At 42.0% G+C, this 21756-nt stretch carries 19 protein-coding genes; 8 read left to right on the top strand and 11 right to left on the bottom strand.

Annotated elements, in window-relative coordinates; genetic code table 11:
* A partial coding sequence (locus tag HMPREF9010_RS03315) for a transposase (RefSeq protein WP_232284377.1) occupies window positions 1-301 on the top strand: 301 nt, incomplete at its 5' end.
* 46 nt (window positions 302-347) lie between these two features.
* Here the strand turns inward: HMPREF9010_RS03315 and HMPREF9010_RS03320 are convergent.
* From HMPREF9010_RS03320 to HMPREF9010_RS03330, 3 genes are read right to left on the bottom strand one after another with little or no spacing between them, the layout of a single operon-like run.
* Entirely contained in the window at window positions 348-1712 is a 1365-nt protein-coding gene (locus HMPREF9010_RS03320) for a BACON domain-containing protein (RefSeq protein ID WP_008651144.1), read from the bottom strand.
* A gap of 31 nt (window positions 1713-1743) precedes the next feature.
* Window positions 1744-3534: a sodium:solute symporter family protein gene (locus HMPREF9010_RS03325; protein ID WP_004313407.1), complete on the bottom strand. Its 1791-nt coding sequence runs from the start codon at window positions 3532-3534 to the stop codon at window positions 1744-1746.
* Between the two features lie 14 nt (window positions 3535-3548).
* The gene (locus tag HMPREF9010_RS03330; RefSeq protein WP_004313408.1) at window positions 3549-4868 is read right to left on the bottom strand and encodes an FAD-dependent oxidoreductase; all 1320 of its coding nucleotides are present in this window, start codon (window positions 4866-4868) and stop codon (window positions 3549-3551) included.
* A 330-nt stretch (window positions 4869-5198) separates the two neighbouring features.
* Between HMPREF9010_RS03330 and HMPREF9010_RS03335 the strand changes: the two genes are divergently transcribed.
* Window positions 5199-6221, top strand: coding sequence for a LacI family DNA-binding transcriptional regulator (locus HMPREF9010_RS03335; protein WP_004313409.1), 1023 nt, complete (start codon window positions 5199-5201; stop codon window positions 6219-6221).
* A gap of 147 nt (window positions 6222-6368) precedes the next feature.
* Here the strand turns inward: HMPREF9010_RS03335 and HMPREF9010_RS0124795 are convergent, their stop codons facing one another.
* The gene (locus HMPREF9010_RS0124795) at window positions 6369-6572 is read right to left on the bottom strand and encodes a hypothetical protein (RefSeq protein WP_032811806.1); all 204 of its coding nucleotides are present in this window, start codon (window positions 6570-6572) and stop codon (window positions 6369-6371) included.
* Between the two features lie 457 nt (window positions 6573-7029).
* Here HMPREF9010_RS0124795 and HMPREF9010_RS03340 point away from each other — a divergent pair, with 457 nt between their 5' ends.
* From HMPREF9010_RS03340 to HMPREF9010_RS03355, 4 genes are all read left to right on the top strand, one after another.
* Window positions 7030-7323 carry a hypothetical protein gene (locus HMPREF9010_RS03340; protein WP_004313411.1) on the top strand — a complete coding sequence of 98 codons (294 nt, stop codon included), beginning with the start codon at window positions 7030-7032 and terminating at the stop codon, window positions 7321-7323.
* A gap of 11 nt (window positions 7324-7334) precedes the next feature.
* The gene (locus HMPREF9010_RS03345; protein ID WP_004304741.1) at window positions 7335-7625 is read left to right on the top strand and encodes a cell division protein ZapA; all 291 of its coding nucleotides are present in this window, start codon (window positions 7335-7337) and stop codon (window positions 7623-7625) included.
* Window positions 7626-7748: 123 nt separating this feature from the next.
* Entirely contained in the window at window positions 7749-9284 is a 1536-nt protein-coding gene (gene rny, locus HMPREF9010_RS03350; protein WP_004313412.1) for a ribonuclease Y, read from the top strand.
* 65 nt (window positions 9285-9349) lie between these two features.
* Window positions 9350-10102 carry a copper homeostasis protein CutC gene (locus HMPREF9010_RS03355; RefSeq protein WP_008651142.1) on the top strand — a complete coding sequence of 251 codons (753 nt, stop codon included), beginning with the start codon at window positions 9350-9352 and terminating at the stop codon, window positions 10100-10102.
* 146 nt (window positions 10103-10248) lie between these two features.
* Here the strand turns inward: HMPREF9010_RS03355 and HMPREF9010_RS03360 are convergent, their stop codons facing one another.
* From HMPREF9010_RS03360 to HMPREF9010_RS03375, 4 genes are all read right to left on the bottom strand, one after another.
* Window positions 10249-11463: a sodium ion-translocating decarboxylase subunit beta gene (locus tag HMPREF9010_RS03360; RefSeq protein ID WP_004308326.1), complete on the bottom strand. Its 1215-nt coding sequence runs from the start codon at window positions 11461-11463 to the stop codon at window positions 10249-10251.
* Between the two features lie 14 nt (window positions 11464-11477).
* Window positions 11478-11909, bottom strand: a complete 432-nt coding sequence (locus tag HMPREF9010_RS03365) for a hypothetical protein (protein WP_008651141.1) — start codon at window positions 11907-11909, stop codon at window positions 11478-11480.
* Between the two features lie 394 nt (window positions 11910-12303).
* Window positions 12304-12741 carry a hypothetical protein gene (locus HMPREF9010_RS03370; protein ID WP_008645296.1) on the bottom strand — a complete coding sequence of 146 codons (438 nt, stop codon included), beginning with the start codon at window positions 12739-12741 and terminating at the stop codon, window positions 12304-12306.
* Window positions 12742-12823: 82 nt separating this feature from the next.
* Window positions 12824-15550 (bottom strand): transglutaminase domain-containing protein, encoded by a 2727-nt coding sequence (locus HMPREF9010_RS03375; protein ID WP_008651140.1) that lies wholly within the window; start codon window positions 15548-15550, stop codon window positions 12824-12826.
* A 325-nt stretch (window positions 15551-15875) separates the two neighbouring features.
* Here HMPREF9010_RS03375 and HMPREF9010_RS26410 point away from each other — a divergent pair, with 325 nt between their 5' ends.
* Together HMPREF9010_RS26410 and HMPREF9010_RS03380 are read left to right on the top strand one after the other, a co-directional pair.
* On the top strand, window positions 15876-16013 hold the full coding sequence (locus HMPREF9010_RS26410) for a hypothetical protein (protein WP_004301914.1): 138 nt from the start codon (window positions 15876-15878) through the stop codon (window positions 16011-16013).
* 93 nt (window positions 16014-16106) lie between these two features.
* Window positions 16107-17285, top strand: coding sequence for a C1 family peptidase (locus HMPREF9010_RS03380; protein ID WP_008651139.1), 1179 nt, complete (start codon window positions 16107-16109; stop codon window positions 17283-17285).
* 161 nt (window positions 17286-17446) lie between these two features.
* Here the strand turns inward: HMPREF9010_RS03380 and HMPREF9010_RS03385 are convergent, their stop codons facing one another.
* From HMPREF9010_RS03385 to dinB, 3 genes are all read right to left on the bottom strand, one after another.
* Window positions 17447-18148 (bottom strand): DUF4627 domain-containing protein, encoded by a 702-nt coding sequence (locus tag HMPREF9010_RS03385; protein WP_004304719.1) that lies wholly within the window; start codon window positions 18146-18148, stop codon window positions 17447-17449.
* A gap of 59 nt (window positions 18149-18207) precedes the next feature.
* Complete coding sequence (locus tag HMPREF9010_RS03390) at window positions 18208-20142, bottom strand: heparinase II/III family protein (RefSeq protein ID WP_032852901.1); 1935 nt, start codon at window positions 20140-20142, stop codon at window positions 18208-18210.
* Window positions 20143-20489: 347 nt separating this feature from the next.
* Window positions 20490-21581 (bottom strand): DNA polymerase IV, encoded by a 1092-nt coding sequence (gene dinB, locus HMPREF9010_RS03395; protein WP_032852900.1) that lies wholly within the window; start codon window positions 21579-21581, stop codon window positions 20490-20492.
* Window positions 21582-21756 lie beyond the last annotated feature (175 nt).

The following is a 21756-nucleotide window of genomic DNA, read 5'->3' as shown; positions in this document are numbered from 1 at the left end:
AATTAAAGTAACTTTTAAGCGTGTGTCAAGTAATTTCAGAGATATGAATTTAAGTGGGAACACTTATGATAAGGATATTAGAAAGTGGATTGAAAAAGCGAAGGCAACACGGAATATGGCACTGACGAACTTTGCATATGGTATTGAAAAAGACTGGGAGGCAGTACAGGCAGCTATTGATATCCCCTTCAGTAACGGATTACTGGAGGGGACAGTGAATAAAATTAAAGCGGTAAAAAGACAGATGTACAATAGGGCAGGAATTAAACTACTGAGAGCGAAGATTATTTATTCACAATAGAAGAAGTACCACCAAATTTGACGAAGAACCCTTTTTTTCATACTATTTATTCTACGATTTCAAGCAATACATGTTCGTTATATTCTCTGATTGCCTCACCTGTTTCAGGGTTACTCGGATGTTGCGCTGAAAAACGTGTCTGGCCGCTTGCGTGTGTACAGTCTATATACTTTCCAGCGAATTTGGCGCCATTAAGACATAGACGGCCTGCCTGTCCAAATCTTAACACAATCTCATCCATATCCTTAGTCGTGGTAAATATTCCTTCGGCAGGGATATATGCGCCATTGTTTTTTTCATCGAGCAACATTCCCGCAAAGTTGTAGGTAATAGTTGCCGAATAATTGATAGGTGCACCCGACAGTGTCTCTGTCGCACTTTCCTGAAGAGTCGAAGTCGGAAGAGCCGGTTTCCATTCTTCTCCATCCTTGAACTCGATCATCCAGTAGTTGGAACACATCGTTCCTAATTTGGTCACAAAATAGAAGTGTATCTTGGTACCGGCAGGAATGGTCGTACCTTTCATATCCCCATAGACATACCAATAATCACCCGGAATAGCTCCTGATACATACGGGTCACCATTAGCACCCACGGCACGGCTGCATACGACTTTCTGCTCTACATAACCTGTCCGGTCACATGCCCAATACTCAATCTTACCACTTCCGGCACTCGGAGCAATATACTTGCCATTGGTTCCCGGGAATACCGATTGTGCCTCATCATCAGCAAATGTTCCACTTGTGTTGGCAGTTAAACTATTCAAGTCCCAATCAGCCAAAATGCCCGAGAAAGCATCTTGTACAAGAGTATAGGTATAGTCTGTATCATCCTGGATGGTTACCGTTACTTTAATTGTCCGTTTGGCAAATGTCTTGTTCTCCGGGAAAGTAAGTTTAATATCACATTCGCCTACCCCATTTGCAGGAGAAACGGTCACATCTGCATCTGTACACACAGCCTTCCACTCCTTATCGCCAAAGACTTTGAATGAGGATTCTGTTGTAGTTGCGTCAATCGATTCTGTGGTAGGACTGATACCTTTCGGAACAATCATCTTTTGGGTAATAACCAGCTTTAAAGGAGTTACATCATCGCCAATGAAACGAATGGCACCGACACGTGAACTAGTCGATGAATTTTCAGAGACTTTGATTGTAAACTTAGTAATCTCACCTTGTGTCTCATGCGAATCAACAACTGCCCAATGGCTATCGCTTCCATCGGTCTGGCAATCGTTATTGACTCTGTAATAGACATTAGATGAAAGGTCAACAGTGAAAAGTCCACCTTCTGCTTCTACATCAAGTGTCTTTGTCGCGAGTGTCATATACGGATCATCCGAGTTATGACAAGATGCAAAAAGCACAAGCGACACACTTGCAAACAATAACATCTTTAGATTCATTTGATTAGTATTTAGGGTTATTAATAATTGACTAGCTAGACATTTTCAGACGTCTTGCATATATAATTCTGTATATCACATAAGCAAGTATCATGGCAATCATCAGTACGATACTTCCTATCACAATTCCTTTGACCGCAAGGGTCTTCGGATCGCCGGCAATAAGCAGACCTATCAGTAAGAGCGCAACGACACCAATAGTAATACAGAAGCAGTTAACAGCCAAATGCGAATAGATTAATACCGCTTTTTTCTCCTTTAATGTCGGTTCGCGATCGGCTTCAGGATCAGTATATTCACAAATGGCTTGATAACCATTATCTTCATACTTTTTACGTGCCGACCAAACTTCCATGATCGCAAGGATAAGTACAGGAAGTACACAACCGGCAACTGACTCTATAAGGCTTGGACTAATAACGGAGGCGGGAATTATGACGCGAGCCATAATACCAACGAGCCAAGTAAGAATCATTGCAGAAATAAGTTGGTTGCCTGTCAGCCGCTTCGAGAACAGTCCCCATATTGACGGAATGTATAAAGGACACATCACCATAGTAAGAAGAGTTACTACCACCTTTTCGGCACCTCCGGCAAACGGGATGAGCATTGACAAAGCGATAATCACAAGTCCAAAGACAAATGTGAAGAGACGTCCTACCTTGATACGCTTTTTCTCATCTGCCTGACGGTTTTTCTCTTTGTGTCCCCAAATATCATAGGTATATACATTGGCATATACATTCAAAATGCCCGAAACATTACTCAATGTGGCCGATAGCATCGCTGCCAACATCATACCGACCATTCCTTTCATGAGCACGAGTTTGCTCATATTCACATAAGCGTGTTCGCCGTTGAAAGTCATTGTGGTTGCATCCAAATCAAGCGCAAGTCCGGGTTCCATCACACGATAAATCATGGTAGGAAGATACCAAATAAGAGGAGTGACGAGATAAAGAATTCCGATTAAATAAGTACTCTTTTTTGCGTCTCTTGTAGTAGGCACGCTTATGTATCGCTGTACAAACGGCCAGTCACCGCCAATCATAGACACATTGAGAAATATCCACAGTAAAAGCCACCCCCATGTATAGGTCGGAGATGTGCCCGAGAAGAATCCCGGTATCTCACTGGCCTTATCGATAAATGCACTTACGCCTCCTACCGCGTTAAATGAAAGAGGTATCATAAATACAACCACGGCCAGAAGTACTCCGAACTGAATTACATCAGTCATTAGTACCGCAAGAAATCCTCCGGCAATGGTGTATCCAAGAGCGATGGCACCAAGAATAAGAAGCGCCCACCAAATACTTAGGTAACCCATCGGTGAATCGCCCATCATACCTGTACTTGCAAAAATACTGCCACCATCGACTTTGATTAATGCACACATCACAACCGCTACCGCATACAGAGACACTGCCGTATGTACCGCACGGGCTATAATTCCTGAAATCGTGTAAAAACTTACCGTGCGATGTCCGAACCGGATGGTAAGGAACTCTCCCGGCGATTTGATACGTAGCTCCCGCCATTTGCCCGAGATCCATTTACCGACAATAAACGATGCTACGCCAAGACAAAGTGCAACAACTACCGCAACAAGTCCCGATTTATAAGCAACGCCTCCCCAAACGACAAAGGTACTTGCCGAGAAGATAGTCATGTAGGAAGAGACTCCCGACAGCCACCACGAAGAATTTCGCCCGGCAATAAACATATCTTCGGAGTTTTTAATTTTCCGGGACATCACAACACTCACGGCAATCAGTCCGAGAAAGTAGAGTAAAATAATAATATAATCTAACTGTTCCATATTCTGGTTCTTCTTTATATAATTGCTCCTAGTTTCTTCAATTCCTCTATGAGATTGTGAATATCAGCCTTTTGTACGGTCACACCTGCCTTTATACATTGTGCGGCTGCCACTCCTGCGGCTTGTCCTACCCCCATACAACTTGCCTGAACGCGAAGTGACGCAAAGGAAGTCTTATCAGCACTAATACAGCGCCCTGCTACGAGCAGATTCGGAAAATCTTCAGCTATAAGAGCGCGATAAGGTACATACGCCGCTTTTTTAAGGAAAGTCACGCTCTGTTCCGCACCTGCTGCCACATGGATATCTATAGGATGTGCGCCGCGTGATATGCTATCAGGATATTTATAAGCATTCACATATTCTTCTGCTGTAATAGTATGTACACCTTTGATACGACGTGTCTCACGAATACCGGCATGTACGGCGACGGTCGTCACATAACTGTTTTTAAACTCTTCAAAGTTCTCTTTAAAGATTCGTGCTATTTTAAATACGTCTTCCCGTAAGCGACATTCCGCTGCGGTAAAATTTCTATTATCGATGGCATTTCCTGCAGTACGGGTCATATTAACCGTTACTTCGCCCGGACGAAGAGTGGTGCAAAACCAAGGACCTCCGAATTCGGGGATGCCAAGCTTCTCTTTCATTGCTAGAAGTTTCTCACGAACTGCAATGCAATGACAATTCTGCCCTTGTTTATTATGGTGCATGGCATCGATTATCATGGGCGAATCTGTATCCACACCGCCTAATATAAAATAGGTGGAAAGAGGTTGCAGCGGTTTACAATCATCTGTTTGCATCGGAACACCCGCCATAGCGGCAAGGTCACCATCCCCAGTGCAGTCGATATACATATCGGCACTTATGGCCTCTGTCCCATTCTTATTCTCAAAGAGGATACAGGATATTTTGCCGTCTTTTGCCTGGCAACCGCTTAAGTAAGAGTGCATATACATATCCACGCCGGCTTCCAGCATCATTTGCTGGCATAAAAGTTTGTAAAGCTCCGGATCAAAAGCTACATTGCCAAGAGGTTTCTCAATGATACAGCCTCCCATCTTCTCCAGCCGTTCGATAAATTCCCATGGAATACCGCCTATCACCTTTTCATTATTATAGGTGAAAACACTCAAAGGAGTAACAAGCCCCATTGTAGCCATTCCACCTAAAAAACCATATTGTTCCACAACAGCAGTTTTCGCACCACTGCGAGCAGCCGCAATGGCCGCAATGAAACCAGCTGGTCCGCCACCGCAGACAACTACATCATAGTTGCCCACAATTGGAACCCGTTTCGAAATTTCTATACTTCGTACTTTCTTGTCCATGACCGTTTTTTATCCTTTAATTATTACCAATTCAAATAGATGGTAAACTTTGATGTGCTTTCGACCGCACTTATAAGAAAAGAGGTGTGTTTTCATAGTTCTTTTTCTTTAGTTCGACATCATGTTGATGTAGCAAAGATAAAGAACAAGAGCTTGAAAAAAAGTTTTTTCCTAACTCTTTTGCCTGCAAACGATTGCGGGAACGTTCCCAAAATCTGCAAACGTTACAAAAGCATTACACAAAGGCAAATGGGATTCGTATTTTACTCCAATATTAGGATTTATTGTTTGAAATCAATATCTTTGCTTTGATTTAAACAATCATTCAGCATGAAGTATATAACCATAAAAGACATCGCTCGACATTTGTCAATATCCGTCTCCACTGTATCTCGTGCATTGGGAGATGACAAGAATATCCGTAAAGAAACGAAAGAAAAGGTGATAGAAGCAGCTAAAAGATTGGGATATAGACCAAACCCTGTAGCAATCAACCTTAAATACGGACATACCAATACCGTGGGGGTGATCGTTCCTGAAATGGTTACGCCGTTTGCTTCACGAGTAATAAACGGCATACAAGAAGTGCTTCACACCAAAAATATAAAGGTGATTATTGCAGAGTCGGGAGGAGATCCGGAAAAAGAAAAAGAGAACCTGCAACTGATGGAAGGATTCATGGTGGATGGCATCATCATCTGTCTTTGCAGTTATAAAAGGAATAAGGAGGAATATGCTCGTTTGCAGCAAGCGGGAATGCCTATGGTGTTCTATGATCGTATTCCCTATGGACTTGAAGTTCCGCAAGTAATAGTGGACGATTATATGAAGTCATTCTTTCTCGTAGAAAGTCTGATCCGAAGCGGACGCAAACAGATTGTTCATATACAGGGACCGGACGATATTTACAACTCCATAGAACGTGTCAGAGGATACAAAGACGCTTTGGCTAAATTCGGGATTCCTTTTGATAAGAATAATATGCTGATAAAAACCGGTATGACTTTTGAAGAAGGGAAAAAAGCAGCGGATATATTAGTGGAAAGAAATATTCCTTTCAATGCTATTTTCGCTTTTACGGAAACATTGGCTATTGGAGCTATGAACAGATTGAGGGAACTTGGAAAAAAAATACCCGAAGAAATCGCCGTAGCCAGTTTTTCAGGAACTGAACTTTCCAACATAGTCTATCCCAAATTGACTACAGTAGAACCGCCTTTGTACCAGATGGGGAAAAAAGCTGCCGAACTTATTTTAGAGAAAATCAAAGATCCGGCATCTCCCAATCATTCAATCGTGTTGGATGCGGAAATCAAAATGCGTGCATCGACGCCACGTTTGGAGGTATATTAATGACTTATCTACCAGATATTATATCTTAATACTTTCCTGAAAAACATACCGAAGTTACAAAAGTTTGCTGAATAGTAATCTTTTACGATACCAACAAAAAAGAAGAATTCAGATTTATATAGTTTTGAATCATTCAATGCTCTTTCTCTATAATACGTCCAATTCTTCCAGCTCCTTCACTTTTCTTCTGTATGGCCGATAAACAAGCAGTTTGTAGGTGAATAGCCGCCCCTTCACCTGCTCTTCATCGTGAATCAAATCAAATTGCAGCCTCCAGATTCCACCATTGAGTAAAATTAGTAAAGCTATTTCGTAATTAGTTTCAACCTTGTTTGAAACTAAAAGTTTCAAGGCGGGAAACACTTTGTTTCAAGTAGCGAAACGAAGTGTTTCTCGGTGTGAAACAGATTGTTTCAAGCCTTGAAACTATTTTTGAAACTACTCGCTACAGGTGAAGAGATGGTGAAATTGTTACTCTTCACCCGCAAACTCCTTATTCATCGAAGAGACAGAGAAAAGGTGAAAGAAGAAATAGAAAGATTGAAAATAAATACCCAGTAGAAAAATTTAATAGATTTTGTAATGATTCAGAATCGTACAAAAATGAATGACAATTCATTTTCAATTACTAATTCGCATTAATTTAAAATATACCATAATATTATAAGCAGGCTGTATTTGCTTCCTATGCAATACTCTACTTTCCCCTCCGTTCATAGCTAATTTAGGCTAAAAAGAACATTTTCTCCCGAAAAGTTTTTGTAATATCAGAGTTAATCGTATTTTTGTGTACAATTTTGGTGTAGTGATGACAGAAGAAGAAAAAAAGTTATTGAATTCCTTTGAAACGCAACTACGGCATTTGATTTATTTGCACGATGAACTTAAGCGTGAAAATGCCGAGTTGAAGAAGCTTCTCGAAAATGAAAAGCTGAAAAACGAGAAGGTACAAGCTCAATACGATGAATTGGAAGTCAGCTATACAAACCTAAAAACAGCTACGGCAATCAGCCTTAACGGCAGCGACGTAAAAGAGACGAAGCTGCGATTGTCAAAATTAGTGCGTGAAGTCGATAAATGCATCGCTTTGTTGAATGAATAAGAAGAAGATGTATGAACGATAAAATAAAGATAAACCTGCAGATAGCAGACTCAAACTACCCGTTAACCATCAACCGCGAGGAAGAACAAATGGTACGGGAAGCCGCCAAGCAGGTAAATATCAGGCTTAATAAGTATCGGGAAGTCTATAAAAATCTGGAACCCGAAAAAATTATTGCCATGGTAGCCTATCAGTTCTCGTTAGAGAGACTGCAATTGATGCAACGTAATGATACCAGCCCCTATGTGGAGAAGGTAAAAGAACTGACAGAATTGCTGGAGGATTATTTTAAGGAAGAATAAATCCCGACTGGCTATTCGCTGATAAGAGATAAAACAACCACGCACTGCACAATATCCAAGCAAAAATAATTGCTTTGATATTTGGCGGTGCGTTTTTATTTATATACTTAAATTAAATGTAGAATGATAGCAATAATAGCAACAGCAATTGCTTGCTTCATCGTAGGAGGAGTCCTTTCATATATACTATTCCGGTATGTACTGAAATCCAAATACGATAATGTCCTGAAAGAAGCGGAGACGGAAGCGGAAGTAATTAAGAAAAACAAGCTGCTGGAAGTGAAGGAGAAATTCCTGAATAAGAAAGCAGACCTTGAAAAGGAGGTAGCATTGCGGAATCAGAAGATTCAGCAAGCGGAAAACAAGTTGAAGCAACGTGAAATGGTACTTAGCCAGCGTCAGGAAGAAATCCAACGTAAAAAGATGGAAGCCGAAGCGGTAAAAGAGAATCTGGAAGCGCAACTTGTGATTGTTGACAAGAAAAAAGAAGAACTCGATAAACTGCAACAGCAGGAAATCGATAAATTGGAAGCAATCTCCGGATTGTCTGCCGAAGAAGCCAAAGAACGCCTGGTAGAATCACTGAAAGAAGAAGCTAAAACGCAGGCACAATCATTCATCAACGACATTATGGATGATGCTAAATTAACTGCCAGCAAAGAAGCCAAACGTATCGTTATCCAGTCTATCCAACGGGTGGCTACGGAAACTGCCATTGAAAACTCTGTTACAGTATTCCATATCGAATCGGATGAAATCAAGGGACGTATTATCGGACGTGAAGGACGTAATATCCGTGCTCTGGAAGCTGCTACCGGTGTTGAAATCGTTGTAGACGATACTCCGGAAGCAATCGTTCTTTCTGCCTTCGACCCGGTTCGCCGTGAAATTGCCCGTTTGGCCCTGCATCAGCTTGTGACTGACGGACGTATCCATCCGGCCCGTATCGAAGAGGTGGTAGCTAAAGTACGCAAACAGGTGGAAGAAGAAATTATCGAAACGGGTAAACGTACGACCATCGACTTGGGTATCCACGGTCTGCATCCTGAATTGATCCGTATCATCGGTAAGATGAAATATCGTTCTTCATACGGTCAGAACTTGTTGCAGCATGCACGCGAAACAGCCAATCTTTGTGCTGTGATGGCATCAGAACTGGGACTGAACCCGAAGAAAGCAAAACGTGCAGGTTTGCTGCATGATATTGGTAAAGTGCCTGATGAAGAACCAGAATTGCCACACGCATTGCTGGGTATGAAACTTGCCGAGAAATACAAAGAAAAACCGGATATCTGCAACGCTATCGGTGCTCACCATGACGAAACAGAAATGACCAGTCTGCTGGCTCCTATCGTACAAGTATGTGATGCCATCTCCGGTGCACGTCCGGGGGCACGCCGCGAAATCGTAGAGGCTTATATCAAGCGTCTGAACGATCTCGAACAGCTAGCAATGGCTTATCCGGGTGTAACAAAGACGTATGCTATCCAGGCAGGACGCGAACTCCGCGTTATCGTTGGTGCAGATAAGATTGACGACAAGCAGACAGAAAGCCTGTCAGGTGAAATCGCCAAGAAGATCCAGGATGAAATGACTTACCCGGGACAAGTGAAGATTACCGTCATCCGTGAAACACGTGCGGTAAGTTTCGCTAAATAACGTAACGATTCAAAAGAAGATTCATATAAGGGCGAAGAAATTCGCCCTTTTTTAATATCATAACTATGGGAAAGTATCAATTTGAGATTTGTACCAATTCAGTGGAAAGTTGCCTGGCCGCACAGGAAGGTGGAGCAGACCGTGTGGAACTGTGTGCCGGAATACCGGAAGGTGGAACAACGCCCTCCTATGGTGAGATCGCCATCGCAAGGGAAGTACTGACTCATACCCGACTACACGTTATTATCCGGCCTCGTGGAGGAGATTTTCTGTATTCGGATATCGAAATCCGGACAATGCTGAAAGATATCGAAATGGCGCGAAAATTAGGGGCAGACGGAGTGGTATTCGGTTGTCTGACAGCAGAGGGTGAAGTAGACTTGCCAGTAATGCAGAAACTAATGGAAGCGGCTCAAGGGCTATCTGTGACTTTTCACCGGGCATTTGATGTATGCCATAACCCGCAGAGAGCATTGGAACAGATCATCAAACTGGGATGTAACCGTATTCTGACTTCCGGCCAACAACCTACGGCTGAACTGGGAATCCCCCTTTTAGAAGAGTTACAGAAACAGGCTGCCGGAAGAATCACATTACTCGCCGGATGCGGAGTAAATGAAAATAATATCGCACGCATTGCCGCAGAAACCGGAATCAACGAGTTTCATTTCTCGGCACGTGAAAGTATTCAGAGCGAAATGATATTCAAAAATGAAGCCGTCTCCATGAGAGGCACGGTACACATCAACGAATACGAACGAAACGTAACTTCCATACGAAGAGTAAAAGAAACGATTGATGCCGCTTTACATGGATAAATATGGCAGCAAGGGATGAGATATCGTCTCATAATAGTACTAATACAAGACAGAAATGGTGAACATACAGCCTTCAAGCCTTTTGTTCACCATTTCTTTTTTTGCATCATTACCAACAGTATCTCAAGAAACTGTTATACTTTTATTTATAAATATGGAATTATCGTAATATAAATACCAGTAATAATAGCCGAAGTAATTACTCCCGAGATATTAGCTCCCAAGGCATCTCCCAGAACAAATGAGTCCGGATTATCTTTGCTTACAATCTTTTGTGCAACCTTCGCGGTAGTGGGTACACAGCTAACAGCTGCAATACCGATTACCGGATTGTAATTACCCCGTTTAATAATATACATGATATATCCTCCGATTATTCCTCCAATACCGGAAAGTAATAATGCTACAATACCTAATACTAATAGTTTCAAAATCTTCGGATCGAGCAACAGATGTGCATCACAAAGTACACCCAGCAGGACACCCAACATAAAAGTGGAGCCATAAAGCAACGGACCACTCACAAAATCATAGATATGTTTCATACCCGACTCACGAACAGCAACACCCAGAAACAAAGAGAAGAACAAAGGAGAAGCTACCGGGAACAAGAAACAGAGAATAGCACAAAGAACAGCAGAGAAAGCCAGTTTCACTTTAGCATCGTAATTCTTCGGAGCTTTCTTTGTCACCATCTTAATAGCGCGGAAGCGTTTGGGAACCAACAGTTTTACCAAGTATGGATAGCCTCCATACGTTAAGCCCAAATAAAGATAGGCAACCACCGTAATAGGGACAAAGAGATGCTTTGCCAATGCCAACGAAGTAAACAACACCATTGGTCCGTCGGCTCCACCCACCATAGCCACAGATGCACTTTCTTTCAGAGTCAGACCAAGAGCAGAAGCAATAGGTACTGTCAGGAAAGTGCCCAGCTCTGCGCACAAAGCCAGGAATATACTTGCAAATGGTTTCTGAAGCAGGAAGCCGACATCTAGAAGCGTCCCGATACCCATAAAGACAAAACAAGCTATCAGCCCGTTACTAAACGTCAGGGTATAAACAGGTTGCAGGAAATCTATCTGCATAGTATTCATTAATTGGTCCGTATCTGAAAGCATCGGATCGAGAAAGAGATTACCCAGTGTACCGTCGGGCATAATGAGGGTTCCGCAGTTGATAGCTACCATTCCCAGTCCCATCGGAATCATTACCATCGGTTCGAGTATACCTTTCCAGCCTAAATAGATCAGTAACAAACCGAGAAGTACTAAAAAAACTCTTGCAGAAGCAAGCACCCATCCGCTTGCCATCATTGTACCAATACCTTGAAACAAGGTAGCAAAATCTATATTTTCCATAAATTAGTTTTCTTTTATTGTTTGTTGTTAGTAAGTTTCTTTGAGTTCTTCTTATTGACATGTGCCTGCTCTTCTTCCCGAAGAAAGAATTCGCGGGTATCCTGTGAATAATAATAATTCATCAGATTATTTTCAGAAGCTCCCGGACTCACGCCATGATAATAGCCGGAATAGCCAGTAAAGTTTCTGTCGATCCCCTTACTGTAATCTTCACGGAAATCTCCCAAAGCATCTTCATCTGCAATGGGAATCTGTCGGACTAATCTCTCCACCTTTTGCCGATGCTGACGCCAGCGTCGCAAACGGAGTAGCTCCAAACGGTGAGAACTATAAAAATCAAATGAATCGGCCGCATAGGCAATCAACTTAATGACCGTAGCGACAAAAAAACCGATGAGGAACGTAAGCCCCATCATCGCAAGAGTAGATAGTAATAAATGAATCATAGTAATATAAAAAATTAGGTTGTATAATCTTATTCAAAAAAGAAGAGGCGCCCAATGGTAAAACCATTACAAAATTTAGACACACATGAAAGTTAATCCCATTGGGCCTTCCTCATCACCATATAGAAGCAATCGGCGGATAACACTTGCCTGAAACCACTTCGGTATATATCCTTGCTTTTATACGACGTAACTCCCGTTTCACAACGGGAACACAATATTTTAATCCTTAAAGACAGGCACATCAATATCCGTCCTTTGTTCCAAGTCATAGGAAATACATTCTTTGTTTTCCATGTTAACATGAATAAAACTAAGATAATAAATAAAGGAAATGATGGTAGATGGAGGATCTGAATAGGCACCTCACCTTACCCAAAGATAAGAATATAGTCTAAATGAGAATATGCGCCAATGTATAGACGTAATACTTACACGAATATTTAGTGTAATTGACATCAAGGCCGGTATGCCCCAAACGATTCTCCGGAAGCATAACATTTAGAGAACTCAATATCTGTATAATGACAGTATTGGTATTGAACTTCAGGTTCTTGAAAGGAACAATGCTTCTCGGAAAAGAGATATTGTCAAAAATACAGTCACTAACATTACAAGTGGATGTCTCGTCAACAAACTGCGAATGAGAATCTTTACCTGGCTTGTCGAAGCCGGCAGAAGAAACGCAACAGCATGACACTGCTTCATATCGCATGTCATTAGACGAGGTTTCAGTTTTTTTCTGAAATCCCTGCAATTCTTTATTGGAAACATTACTAAATCCCAATACCAGAAATGCACATGCTAATATGCAAAAAATGTACTTAGTCATAATTTGCTGCAAACGTAATCATTCTTTTCCGAAAAAACGCATTAAGGGCAAGAATTAACGATTATTGTATACCTCCTCTTTTCTATAACCCATGTACAACTTTCATCAATTGCTCACCCAAACCGATTGTATATCCTTGAGAAACAAAGACTACCCTATTAAATGTATCTGCAATAATAAATACCGGCAGAATGGAATTGTTCAAATTCATAGCCTGCACTATTTCTTTGCGGATGCTGTCATCGATATCAATACCGTAAGTGATGGTAGACGGAAGTCTTTTGAATTCGTCGGCATTAAATTTCTTGTGTTGTTCTTCCGAAGGAAAAAGAAAGACCATCTTACGCCCCCATTGTTCGAAGTCATTGCCCAAAGCGGCTATATCTCTTAGCGCATGATTGGTAGGTTCCTGCCCTACTCCAAGCACAGCTACTACAAAATAGCCACGTCCACAGGTTTGCAGAATACTCCGCTGTTCAGTGCTGTCAACCGGACGATAGGTCGCTTCCGAATTAAAATTGCCGATCACTTGCACCTGATCTTTGCTTTCACGCATCACAAGGTCAACGGTGGTTGTCTTACCGGGTTCTATAGTAAAAAATGTACTGTTGGAAAGCACCGCACCACTTGCCAACCGAGTTCCGGTCACCATCATATAATAGCCTTCATCAAGCTCTCTCCCATATTTTAATAAATTACGCCAGGTAGTTCCATCTCCCATATCCGTCTCTCCTTCGTCATAATTAAGCAACTGGAATGTGCCGTTTTTAAACTTGGAAAGAGTGAAATGCGAATAATATTTAGGATCTTCCACAGAACGGATAGGCGTGTAAGTCGCTTGTAACACTCCCTTTCGAGACTGTGCAGCTTCTGCCGTATCGAAGTTGACATCTTCCTTTGCAAATTCTTCATTTAGAATCTGCACCTTTCCGGTCACTTCATCAATCCAGGCAGCGGACGCCCATCCCATGCTCCGGTAAGCTGCCACAAAAAATATATCACGCGACTTTTCATCAGCCACCCGTGCTTTCCATACTCCCATCGGAGAGATAGGAATCTGTTGGGAATTCAGTTCATTATTGATTTTAATCTCTTTTCTGCACCATTCTATTAATACTTTGGGATCACGTTTCATGCTATCGGGCACAGACTGGTACACTGTTTTTTCAATGGCTTCACGAAGTACCTTTTTATAAGGAGTCAACATTTCATTGGCTATACGAGGAGGATTGAGGTACATTCTTTTAAATAAATCAGCCTCTATCTTCTCCCAATCCGAGATATTAGTCAGCAGATGATCATTCAATACATCCAGAGTTACATCGCGGAGATCTTTAGCCGAAAGACTCTCTAATATCCATATAGCCCGTATTTCTTCCCATGAAACAGCGTCTTTCTCTTTTCGGATAGGCGAAAGGAAGTCTTTCAAGGTTTGGTGGTTTCCTCGCGAAGCAACCAGGAAGTTTACTAATTTTTCTTTCTTTTCCGATTGTAAGGTATTTCCATATAGTTTATCTATCCACTCTTTGGCCTGTTTTTCCGTCATCATTGTTGCTACATACGCATTGCGGATTGAATCTTCCTGCACCATCCGCCGATCATTTTCCGCCCGTTGTTCGGGAGTGACTTCGGGAATATTCGCTCCTTCCACCGGAGGTACAAGATCCATTGGCAAGGAATAGGCTTCACCTTCTTTCCTATTTAAAGAGAGTTGCAATACATCATCTTTTCCAAATGAGATTTTGGCATAACCAAATTGTCCGTTGCGGGATGCCCAAACCAACATATCTCCTTTACCGGCAGTCAGGCTGGCTTTCCCCTCTGCATCTGTATATTTCGTGGCTACTGTATAGAACTCCGCATAATTGTATATCTTAAATTCGATTTTGGCATCTGCTACCGGTTGACCGTCGGCATCCGTCACCGTTACGATAGCTTTGGCAGTAGGGGCATAATTATCAATCACATTGATTTCCGTATAATTCGGCGTCTCAAGCATAATCTCTTCCGGACCATTGTAACGTCCGAAAACCTTAGTATGCATCAACATTCCCCGACTGGCAGGGGAATTAAACCATCCCAGGTTCAAAACCGGTTCCGGTTCACAAGCTCCAAAGAAGTACCAATGTCCATCCGCCCATGCTTCCACCCAAGCATGATTGTCATCCGTATGCGCCCAGCGGGGCGTATACACTTGCCGTGCCGGAATACCGACCGCCCGGAGCGCAGCCACCGTAAAGGTAGACTCTTCGCCACAACGCCCATACGCTGTTTTGACTGATGCCAACGGTGAGCTGGTACGCGCGTCACTCGGACGATAGACTACTTTCTCATGACACCAATGATTCACCTCCAATATCGCGTCTTTCATCGGCAGTCCCTTCACCCTGTCTTTTAGTTCATCATAAAACACACGACGGGAATCATCCAGATTCTCGTTATTCACTCGGATCGGCAGAACAAAATGACGGAACACTTCATCGGGAATCTCTTTGCCCCAAGGCATCTCGTCACGTGTCTGCTTCGACAGCCGGACATTCTCCAAGTAATAATCTCCCGGATAATCCGTCACATCCCCTATTGGCATATAAGCGTAGAGAAACATCAATGCTTCGCGCTCGTAGACTGACAAAATAGAATCGGCAAAGATTGCAAATAAATCTCCATGAGGAAGTGCCTGTTTTTTCTGCTCAAAGTCTTGAGCTACTTGATTCCGGTAGGATTCTTCTTTGAGGAAGTGAGCATTGTTACAAGCAAACAGTACAATCGACAAAATCAGGACGCACAAAAGATGGGTGAATGTTTTCATATAAGTGTTTGGTTTATTCTATTAATAAGGTTGCTGACTGACAAAAATAGAAGAATATTTTCTGAATACCTAGATAAGTACATAAAAATGTGATAGATAAGAATAATATTGTCATTGATGGGAAAATCCGGGAATTTTGTAACAGGTTTGTAATATAGACCGTGTTCGAACCCTTATAAAAAAGAAAATTCAAAAGAAAAAGAAGATTTTTATGTTTTACAGCATATAATTCGAAAACAATTTGTATCTTTGCAGTGTTATTAGAGAAAACAAGATGTAAAACCGCTCTTCAAAACGTGGAGGGCAAAAAAAGAGGAAACAAATTATGAAAAAGAATGCAAATGAAAAAATTATGATGTTACAGTACCGTATTAAACGCTATCAAGCAATGGGAAATGGTGCCATGTGCCAAACATTAAACGGTAAACTTCAAAAACTGCTGTCACAGCAGGTTGCCATGTAAATAAACACACTAATTATAATAAATAGAGCGAGGAACTTTCGAGTATCCTCGCTTTTTTTATACATTTGCAGAAGAAAGATAATAAAACACATTATGAAAAAGCTATTTATGTCGGTTGCGCTCCTCATATTGGTCGTAACCTCTTTTGCACAAACACCTGGTTATGAGTTCACAACCGTTGTATCTCACCAAGCAACGCCTGTCAAAGATCAGGGTTCCACAGGAACCTGTTGGTGCTTTGCCACCGCTTCTTTCATGGAGTCGGAACTGCTCCGAATGGGAAAAGGAGAATATGATCTCTCGGAAATGTTTATCGTCCGCCAAAAGTACATGAATCAGATGGAGGACAATTATCTCCGTCGTGGTAAAGGAAGTATCGGTGAAGGAAGTTTGGCACACACTTTCAAAAACGCTTATAAGAAAGCGGGAATCGTTCCGGAAGAAGTGTACACCGGATTGCCGGGCGATAAGAAAGACCACAATCACGGAGCATTGTCACGCTACCTCAAAGCATTGGTAGACGCAAATATTGAATCTAAAAAGCGTACTCCGCAATTTGATGCGCTTATTAATAATCTGTTCGATATTTATCTAGGTAAGATTCCCGAAAAGTTCACTTATAAAGGAAAAGAATATACTCCTCAATCTTTCACAGAAAGTCTGGGATTGAATATGGATGATTACGTTGAGCTGACTAGTTTCACTCACAAGCCATCTTATGAGACATTCTCACCTGAAGTTCCCGACAACTGGGAAAACCAGCCGATGTACAATCTTCCGTTGGACGAACTGATCGGGGCTATCGACTATGCACTGAACAAAGGATATACCGTATGTTGGGACGGTGACGTTAGCGAACAGGGTTTCTCTTTCAAGAACGGAATCGCCATCAATCCGCAAGTGGAGGATGTGAAAGATTACTCGACTACCGACCGTGCCCGTTTTGAGAAAATGCCTAAATACGAACGAATGGACGAAGTGTTCAAGTTTGAGCATCCTTATCCGGAAATCAACGTAACACCGGAAATCCGTCAGGATGGTTACGAGAAGTTTGTGACAACTGACGACCACCTGATGCACATCACCGGCATTGTGAAAGATCAGAATGGTACTAAATATTATATCACCAAGAATTTCTGGGGAGCGGATAGCAACAAATCCGGAGGTTATCTGAATATGTCTGAAAGCTATGTACGTGCTAAAACAATCTGTGTGATGGTACACAAAGATTCTCTGCCTAAGGAACTGAAGAAGAAACTCGGTATTCAATAAATCGCATGAAATCACTCCCGAAAGGAGATTGACTGTTTCATACATTTATTTAATCGGAACTCTCCATTATATTCATATTAACAAAAGAAATAGGGCAACGAAGTATCACTACTTCACTGCCCTATTTTTTTGTTAACCTACTATATTAAATCCTTTGCTCTTTATTTCTTTTTCAATGTCACGTCGCTGATTTCTACAACACCGCCTTTGTTCTGGGAAAGAATAGCCACATAACAATCTTTCAGAATAGCAGCATCATCGTCTGTATCAGACACTTCCAAGTTAGCATTTGCTTTCTTACTGCTAATAGCATTTACCACTTGTCCCATATCATAATAAACCACTACTTTAGTCCATTTACCGGCCTCTTTAATTTTAAAATTGTATTGTGCACCCGAAGCATTCGGTTGAGCATCCGCGTCATAGTCTCTACGCATGAAGAAAGTAGTATTGTACTTACCATTATCATTCTTTTCCTCATTGGTCTGTTTGATGTATACACTGACCGGAGTTCCCGCTTCTTTAGCTTTTGCATAGAAAGTAAGAACATAGATACCTTTGTCCAAACCATCGGTAATACGTTGTCCCAGGAAAGCCTTATACCAAGAGAGATTCTTTTCAGCACCGGAGTTATCCAATTTCATTGCATTCGGATATTTGGCATCTCCTGTTTCTTCCCAGGCAATAGTAGTTACTCCGTCAGCTTCATTATTCATGATAAACCACTCTCCTGCGGTAGCTTTGTTGGCATTAGTCACTTTAGTCTTCACTTCAGTGGCGAATTTTTCGTTTTTTATCAGGTTCTGCGCACTTACGCTTACTCCTGCAAGGACCAAAAGGCCGGCAAATAATACTTTTTTCATCTTACTGTGATTTAATTGTTTATACTTTATTTTTTCTAGCTTTAAAAATCTATTTCATCCTACTTCACTTGTTGAATAACAAATCCATATTTACCAGTCACTTTCTTTTCTTCAGTCTTTAGTGTGATGCGGTAAATCTCCTTGCCCCATACGTTAGACAGGCGCGGATCATCCAGTTTGATTGTTTCCAGTTCGGCCTTAAACTGTGATGGATAGTTCATTTCCACCTTTTGTCCCTTTACTTCGATGCGGATTTTTCCGGCTGACGGGAAAGTCACATTGCCCCAAGTTAAAAAGTTCATTTGATTAGGAGCAATAGCCTCATCCAACGTATAAATATCACCAATAATGAGTTTTTTATCATCAAGAGCATAAGAGCGAACCCAGCTTTTCACTTTCGCTTCTGCCGGATAAGCAGTAGCTATATCCGTAGAGAACATCCGTTTCTTCTCATTGCAAACGGTATTGGTAGCTTTATACTCCTGCCCGAATTTCTGCGGTACTCCGTTAATCATCGGCAAGTTATGATAGTTGCTCTGCATGGTCCAGATGGTATAGCGGTCCTTGCCGAACGTCTGTTTGGTATATGTACCTACACCGGCATCAATAATCACAGGAATTGTATTTACGTATAAAGAGAAGGTTCCTACATCGTTGTGGTTATGGCTTTCGTTATTAAATCCGCCTTTAGCGGCAACAAACATACCGTTCTTGTTCTTCATATAACAGAATTCCGTTTCGGGATACCAGGTCACATCCGGCATATCATGTTTGGGAGTCGCTTTAGCGAGGTCGTTGCAGCAAAGCAGGGATTGAAGTGAACGGAAAGCATCGTTACCCATGCTGGCATAGGGTTTTCTACCATCCAGCAGGTATGCGGCAAAATGCATCATTTCATCGCTGTTTACAGCTTTGCCGAAGCGATAGATTAATAAGGGATCACCTCCCCCTTGCGCCGATGCATCGGCAAAGTTCACAACCCAGCCATTGCCGACATAGGAGCGTGACATATATTCACCCATACGACGGATCATCGGTTCATTGAACAGAGACAGTTTACCGCCTGTACCGTCAGAGAGTATCTGCAAGTAGTCATAAAGTTTTCCGGCGGCGTGTCCCCAGTAGGATGTACCTTCTTCACAGGCACCATCGGATTTCACGAAATTGATAAATTTATCGACTGATTTCATGGAACGATAAACGGCTTTTGCCAACTTATCCTTATTGTTTTCCATCAGTAAGAAACATTGCAGGGCATTAGAGTTGCACCAGGGATTCCAGTTGTTGATGATTTCTCCCGGTTTCCAGTTAAAAGCCATCCACCACATTTCATCGTCGTTCATGTACGGATCGAGAATACGTTCTTTGATTGCCTTACGCATTTGCAAGGATACTACGGGATTGATTTTGTCGAATGGTTTGCGGAAAAAATAATGCACCCAAGCCATTAATGCTCCGTATCCGCCTGAGCCGAGGTCGATAATCTGTTCGCGGAAGTCGGGAAGTGAACGTTTACTGCTCTGGCGCGGCAAGTGTGCGGATAGAACCCATGAATTCATTTCACAGCTCATGTATGCTCCGTTCAATAGTTGGTCGATGAAACGTCCTTTTCCTTCGGCCAGTTCGGCGAGCATCAGGGTGTTGAGTGCCTGGCGGTTGGCGTCATAAGGAACTTCCATCACTTTGCGGTTACCGCTACGTTCGTATTCCAGATAGGCAGTGGCAGGTATCAGTTGCCATTTGTAGTCGAGAAGTTTTTCACCGGCTTCGATGAGACGTTGTTTGTTGGGTCCCATCAGGGAATCCCAGGCGGCACGATCAGTATAAGCAGGATAAGGCACCCAAGCCTGTTTCATTATTAACACGTTTTTCAACGTAGTCTCGTCAGCCGCTTTTTGCAGCATATTGCGTTCGGTATAAGCGTTTGCCTTGAAAGAGAAACTCCCCAAAGCTGCTACCAGAAAAACACAAAGCAAATGTTTCATTCGAGTCATGGTATTTTCATTCATTTAAGTATTGCAAAGATAGTGTATCTGAAGAAAAATGAGGTGAGTAAATCATACGAACCTGATGACAAAAAAGTACAGACGGCAAAAATAGTACTCATAATTGCTATATTTTAGGCTTTTAAGTCATAGTAAGAACGATTTAAGTCATACAGAAACCGGGGACTCATTTCGGAAAAACAGAGGTACAGTTTAAAAAAACAGAGGTTCTGTTTACTTCAAATAGAGGCTCTGTTTTGACATTCTATTCTCTTCCTTTTTTCATTCGTTGATTCCCTTTTTTTCATCCCCTACTCTTTCCTCTTCATCCCTCTATTTCTTCCTCCTCTTCGCCCTCAATCCCAATCGCTAAATTCAAAGCTCAACTGTTCCCAAACACCGTGTTGTTCATCGGCTTCCTCTCTTGGATTGGAGACAGAAAGGCCGATGAGCCGGATTGGATGTTGCTCGTATTCCACGCTTTTAAGTAGTTCCTTTGCCAATGGAAGTATTCGGTCTAAAGTCGTTAATTCCTGCGATTGAGTCAAACTTCGGGTTATCTGACTAAAATCATGAAACTTGATTTTCAAGGTAAGTGTATTCCCTTTGAAGTCTTTTCGCTGAAGACGCTCAATCAGCTCTACTGCAACGTGATATAATTCGATTATAACTGATGAATGGGCTGAAATATCACGTTCCAGTGTACGTTCGCAGCCGATGGATTTACGGATACGAATTGCTTCGACAGGGCGTTCGTCAATTCCCCGTGAACATTCGTAATACAGCGCGCCGGCTTTTCCGAAATGGGCTGTCAGCATTTCAAGAGAGCATTTCCGTAATTGAAGTCCATTGTGAATACCAAGTAGATGCATCTTTTTCGCAGTCACCGGCCCCACTCCCCAAAAAGATTCGATAGGAAGATGGGCGATAAAATCAAGAGCTTGTTCCGGATGAATGGTACATAAGCCATCCGGTTTGCGATAGTCTGAAGCTATTTTAGCCAGAAACTTATTATAAGAAATTCCGGCAGACGCAACAAGGTTGAGTTGTTCCCTAATCTTCTGCTTTATTTCCTTTGCTATGTCCACAGCCAGAGAAATATCTTTCTTGTTTTCAGTGACATCCAGGAAAGCCTCATCCAGAGACAGAGGTTCGATGAGATCTGTATATTCGTGGAAAATCTCATGTATCTGACGGGAAACGGATTTATAAACATCCATCCTGCCAGGTACAAAAATGAGTTGGGGACAAAGACGCTTCGCCTTTTGCGAAGCCATGGCTGAACGGACACCGTAACGCCGTGCTTCATAGCTGGCAGCAGCCACGACTCCCCGCTCTTCTGCATGACCTACCGCCAAAGGCTTGCCACGAAGTTCCGGGTTATCACGCTGTTCTACAGAGGCATAGAAGGCATCCATGTCGATATGTATAATCTTTCTCTGCGTCATTGTTTAGGATTAGCAGAGCAAACTTACTACAAATTCCCGAATAATTCCTGTTTATCGGTTCAAGAAATAATGCGCTTATGATTTTTATAGAGATAAATCAAAAAACATTCAATATCCTGTCAAATCTAGTTCTTATAATATTATATTTGCATATCGTCTATTCAAAATATAGAAG

The sequence above is a fragment of the Bacteroides sp. 3_1_23 genome (assembly GCF_000162555.1).
Lineage (GTDB): Bacteria > Bacteroidota > Bacteroidia > Bacteroidales > Bacteroidaceae > Bacteroides > Bacteroides ovatus.
The sequence above is the reverse complement of the archived record's forward strand: the minus strand, read 5'-3'. Positions and strand labels throughout refer to the sequence as shown.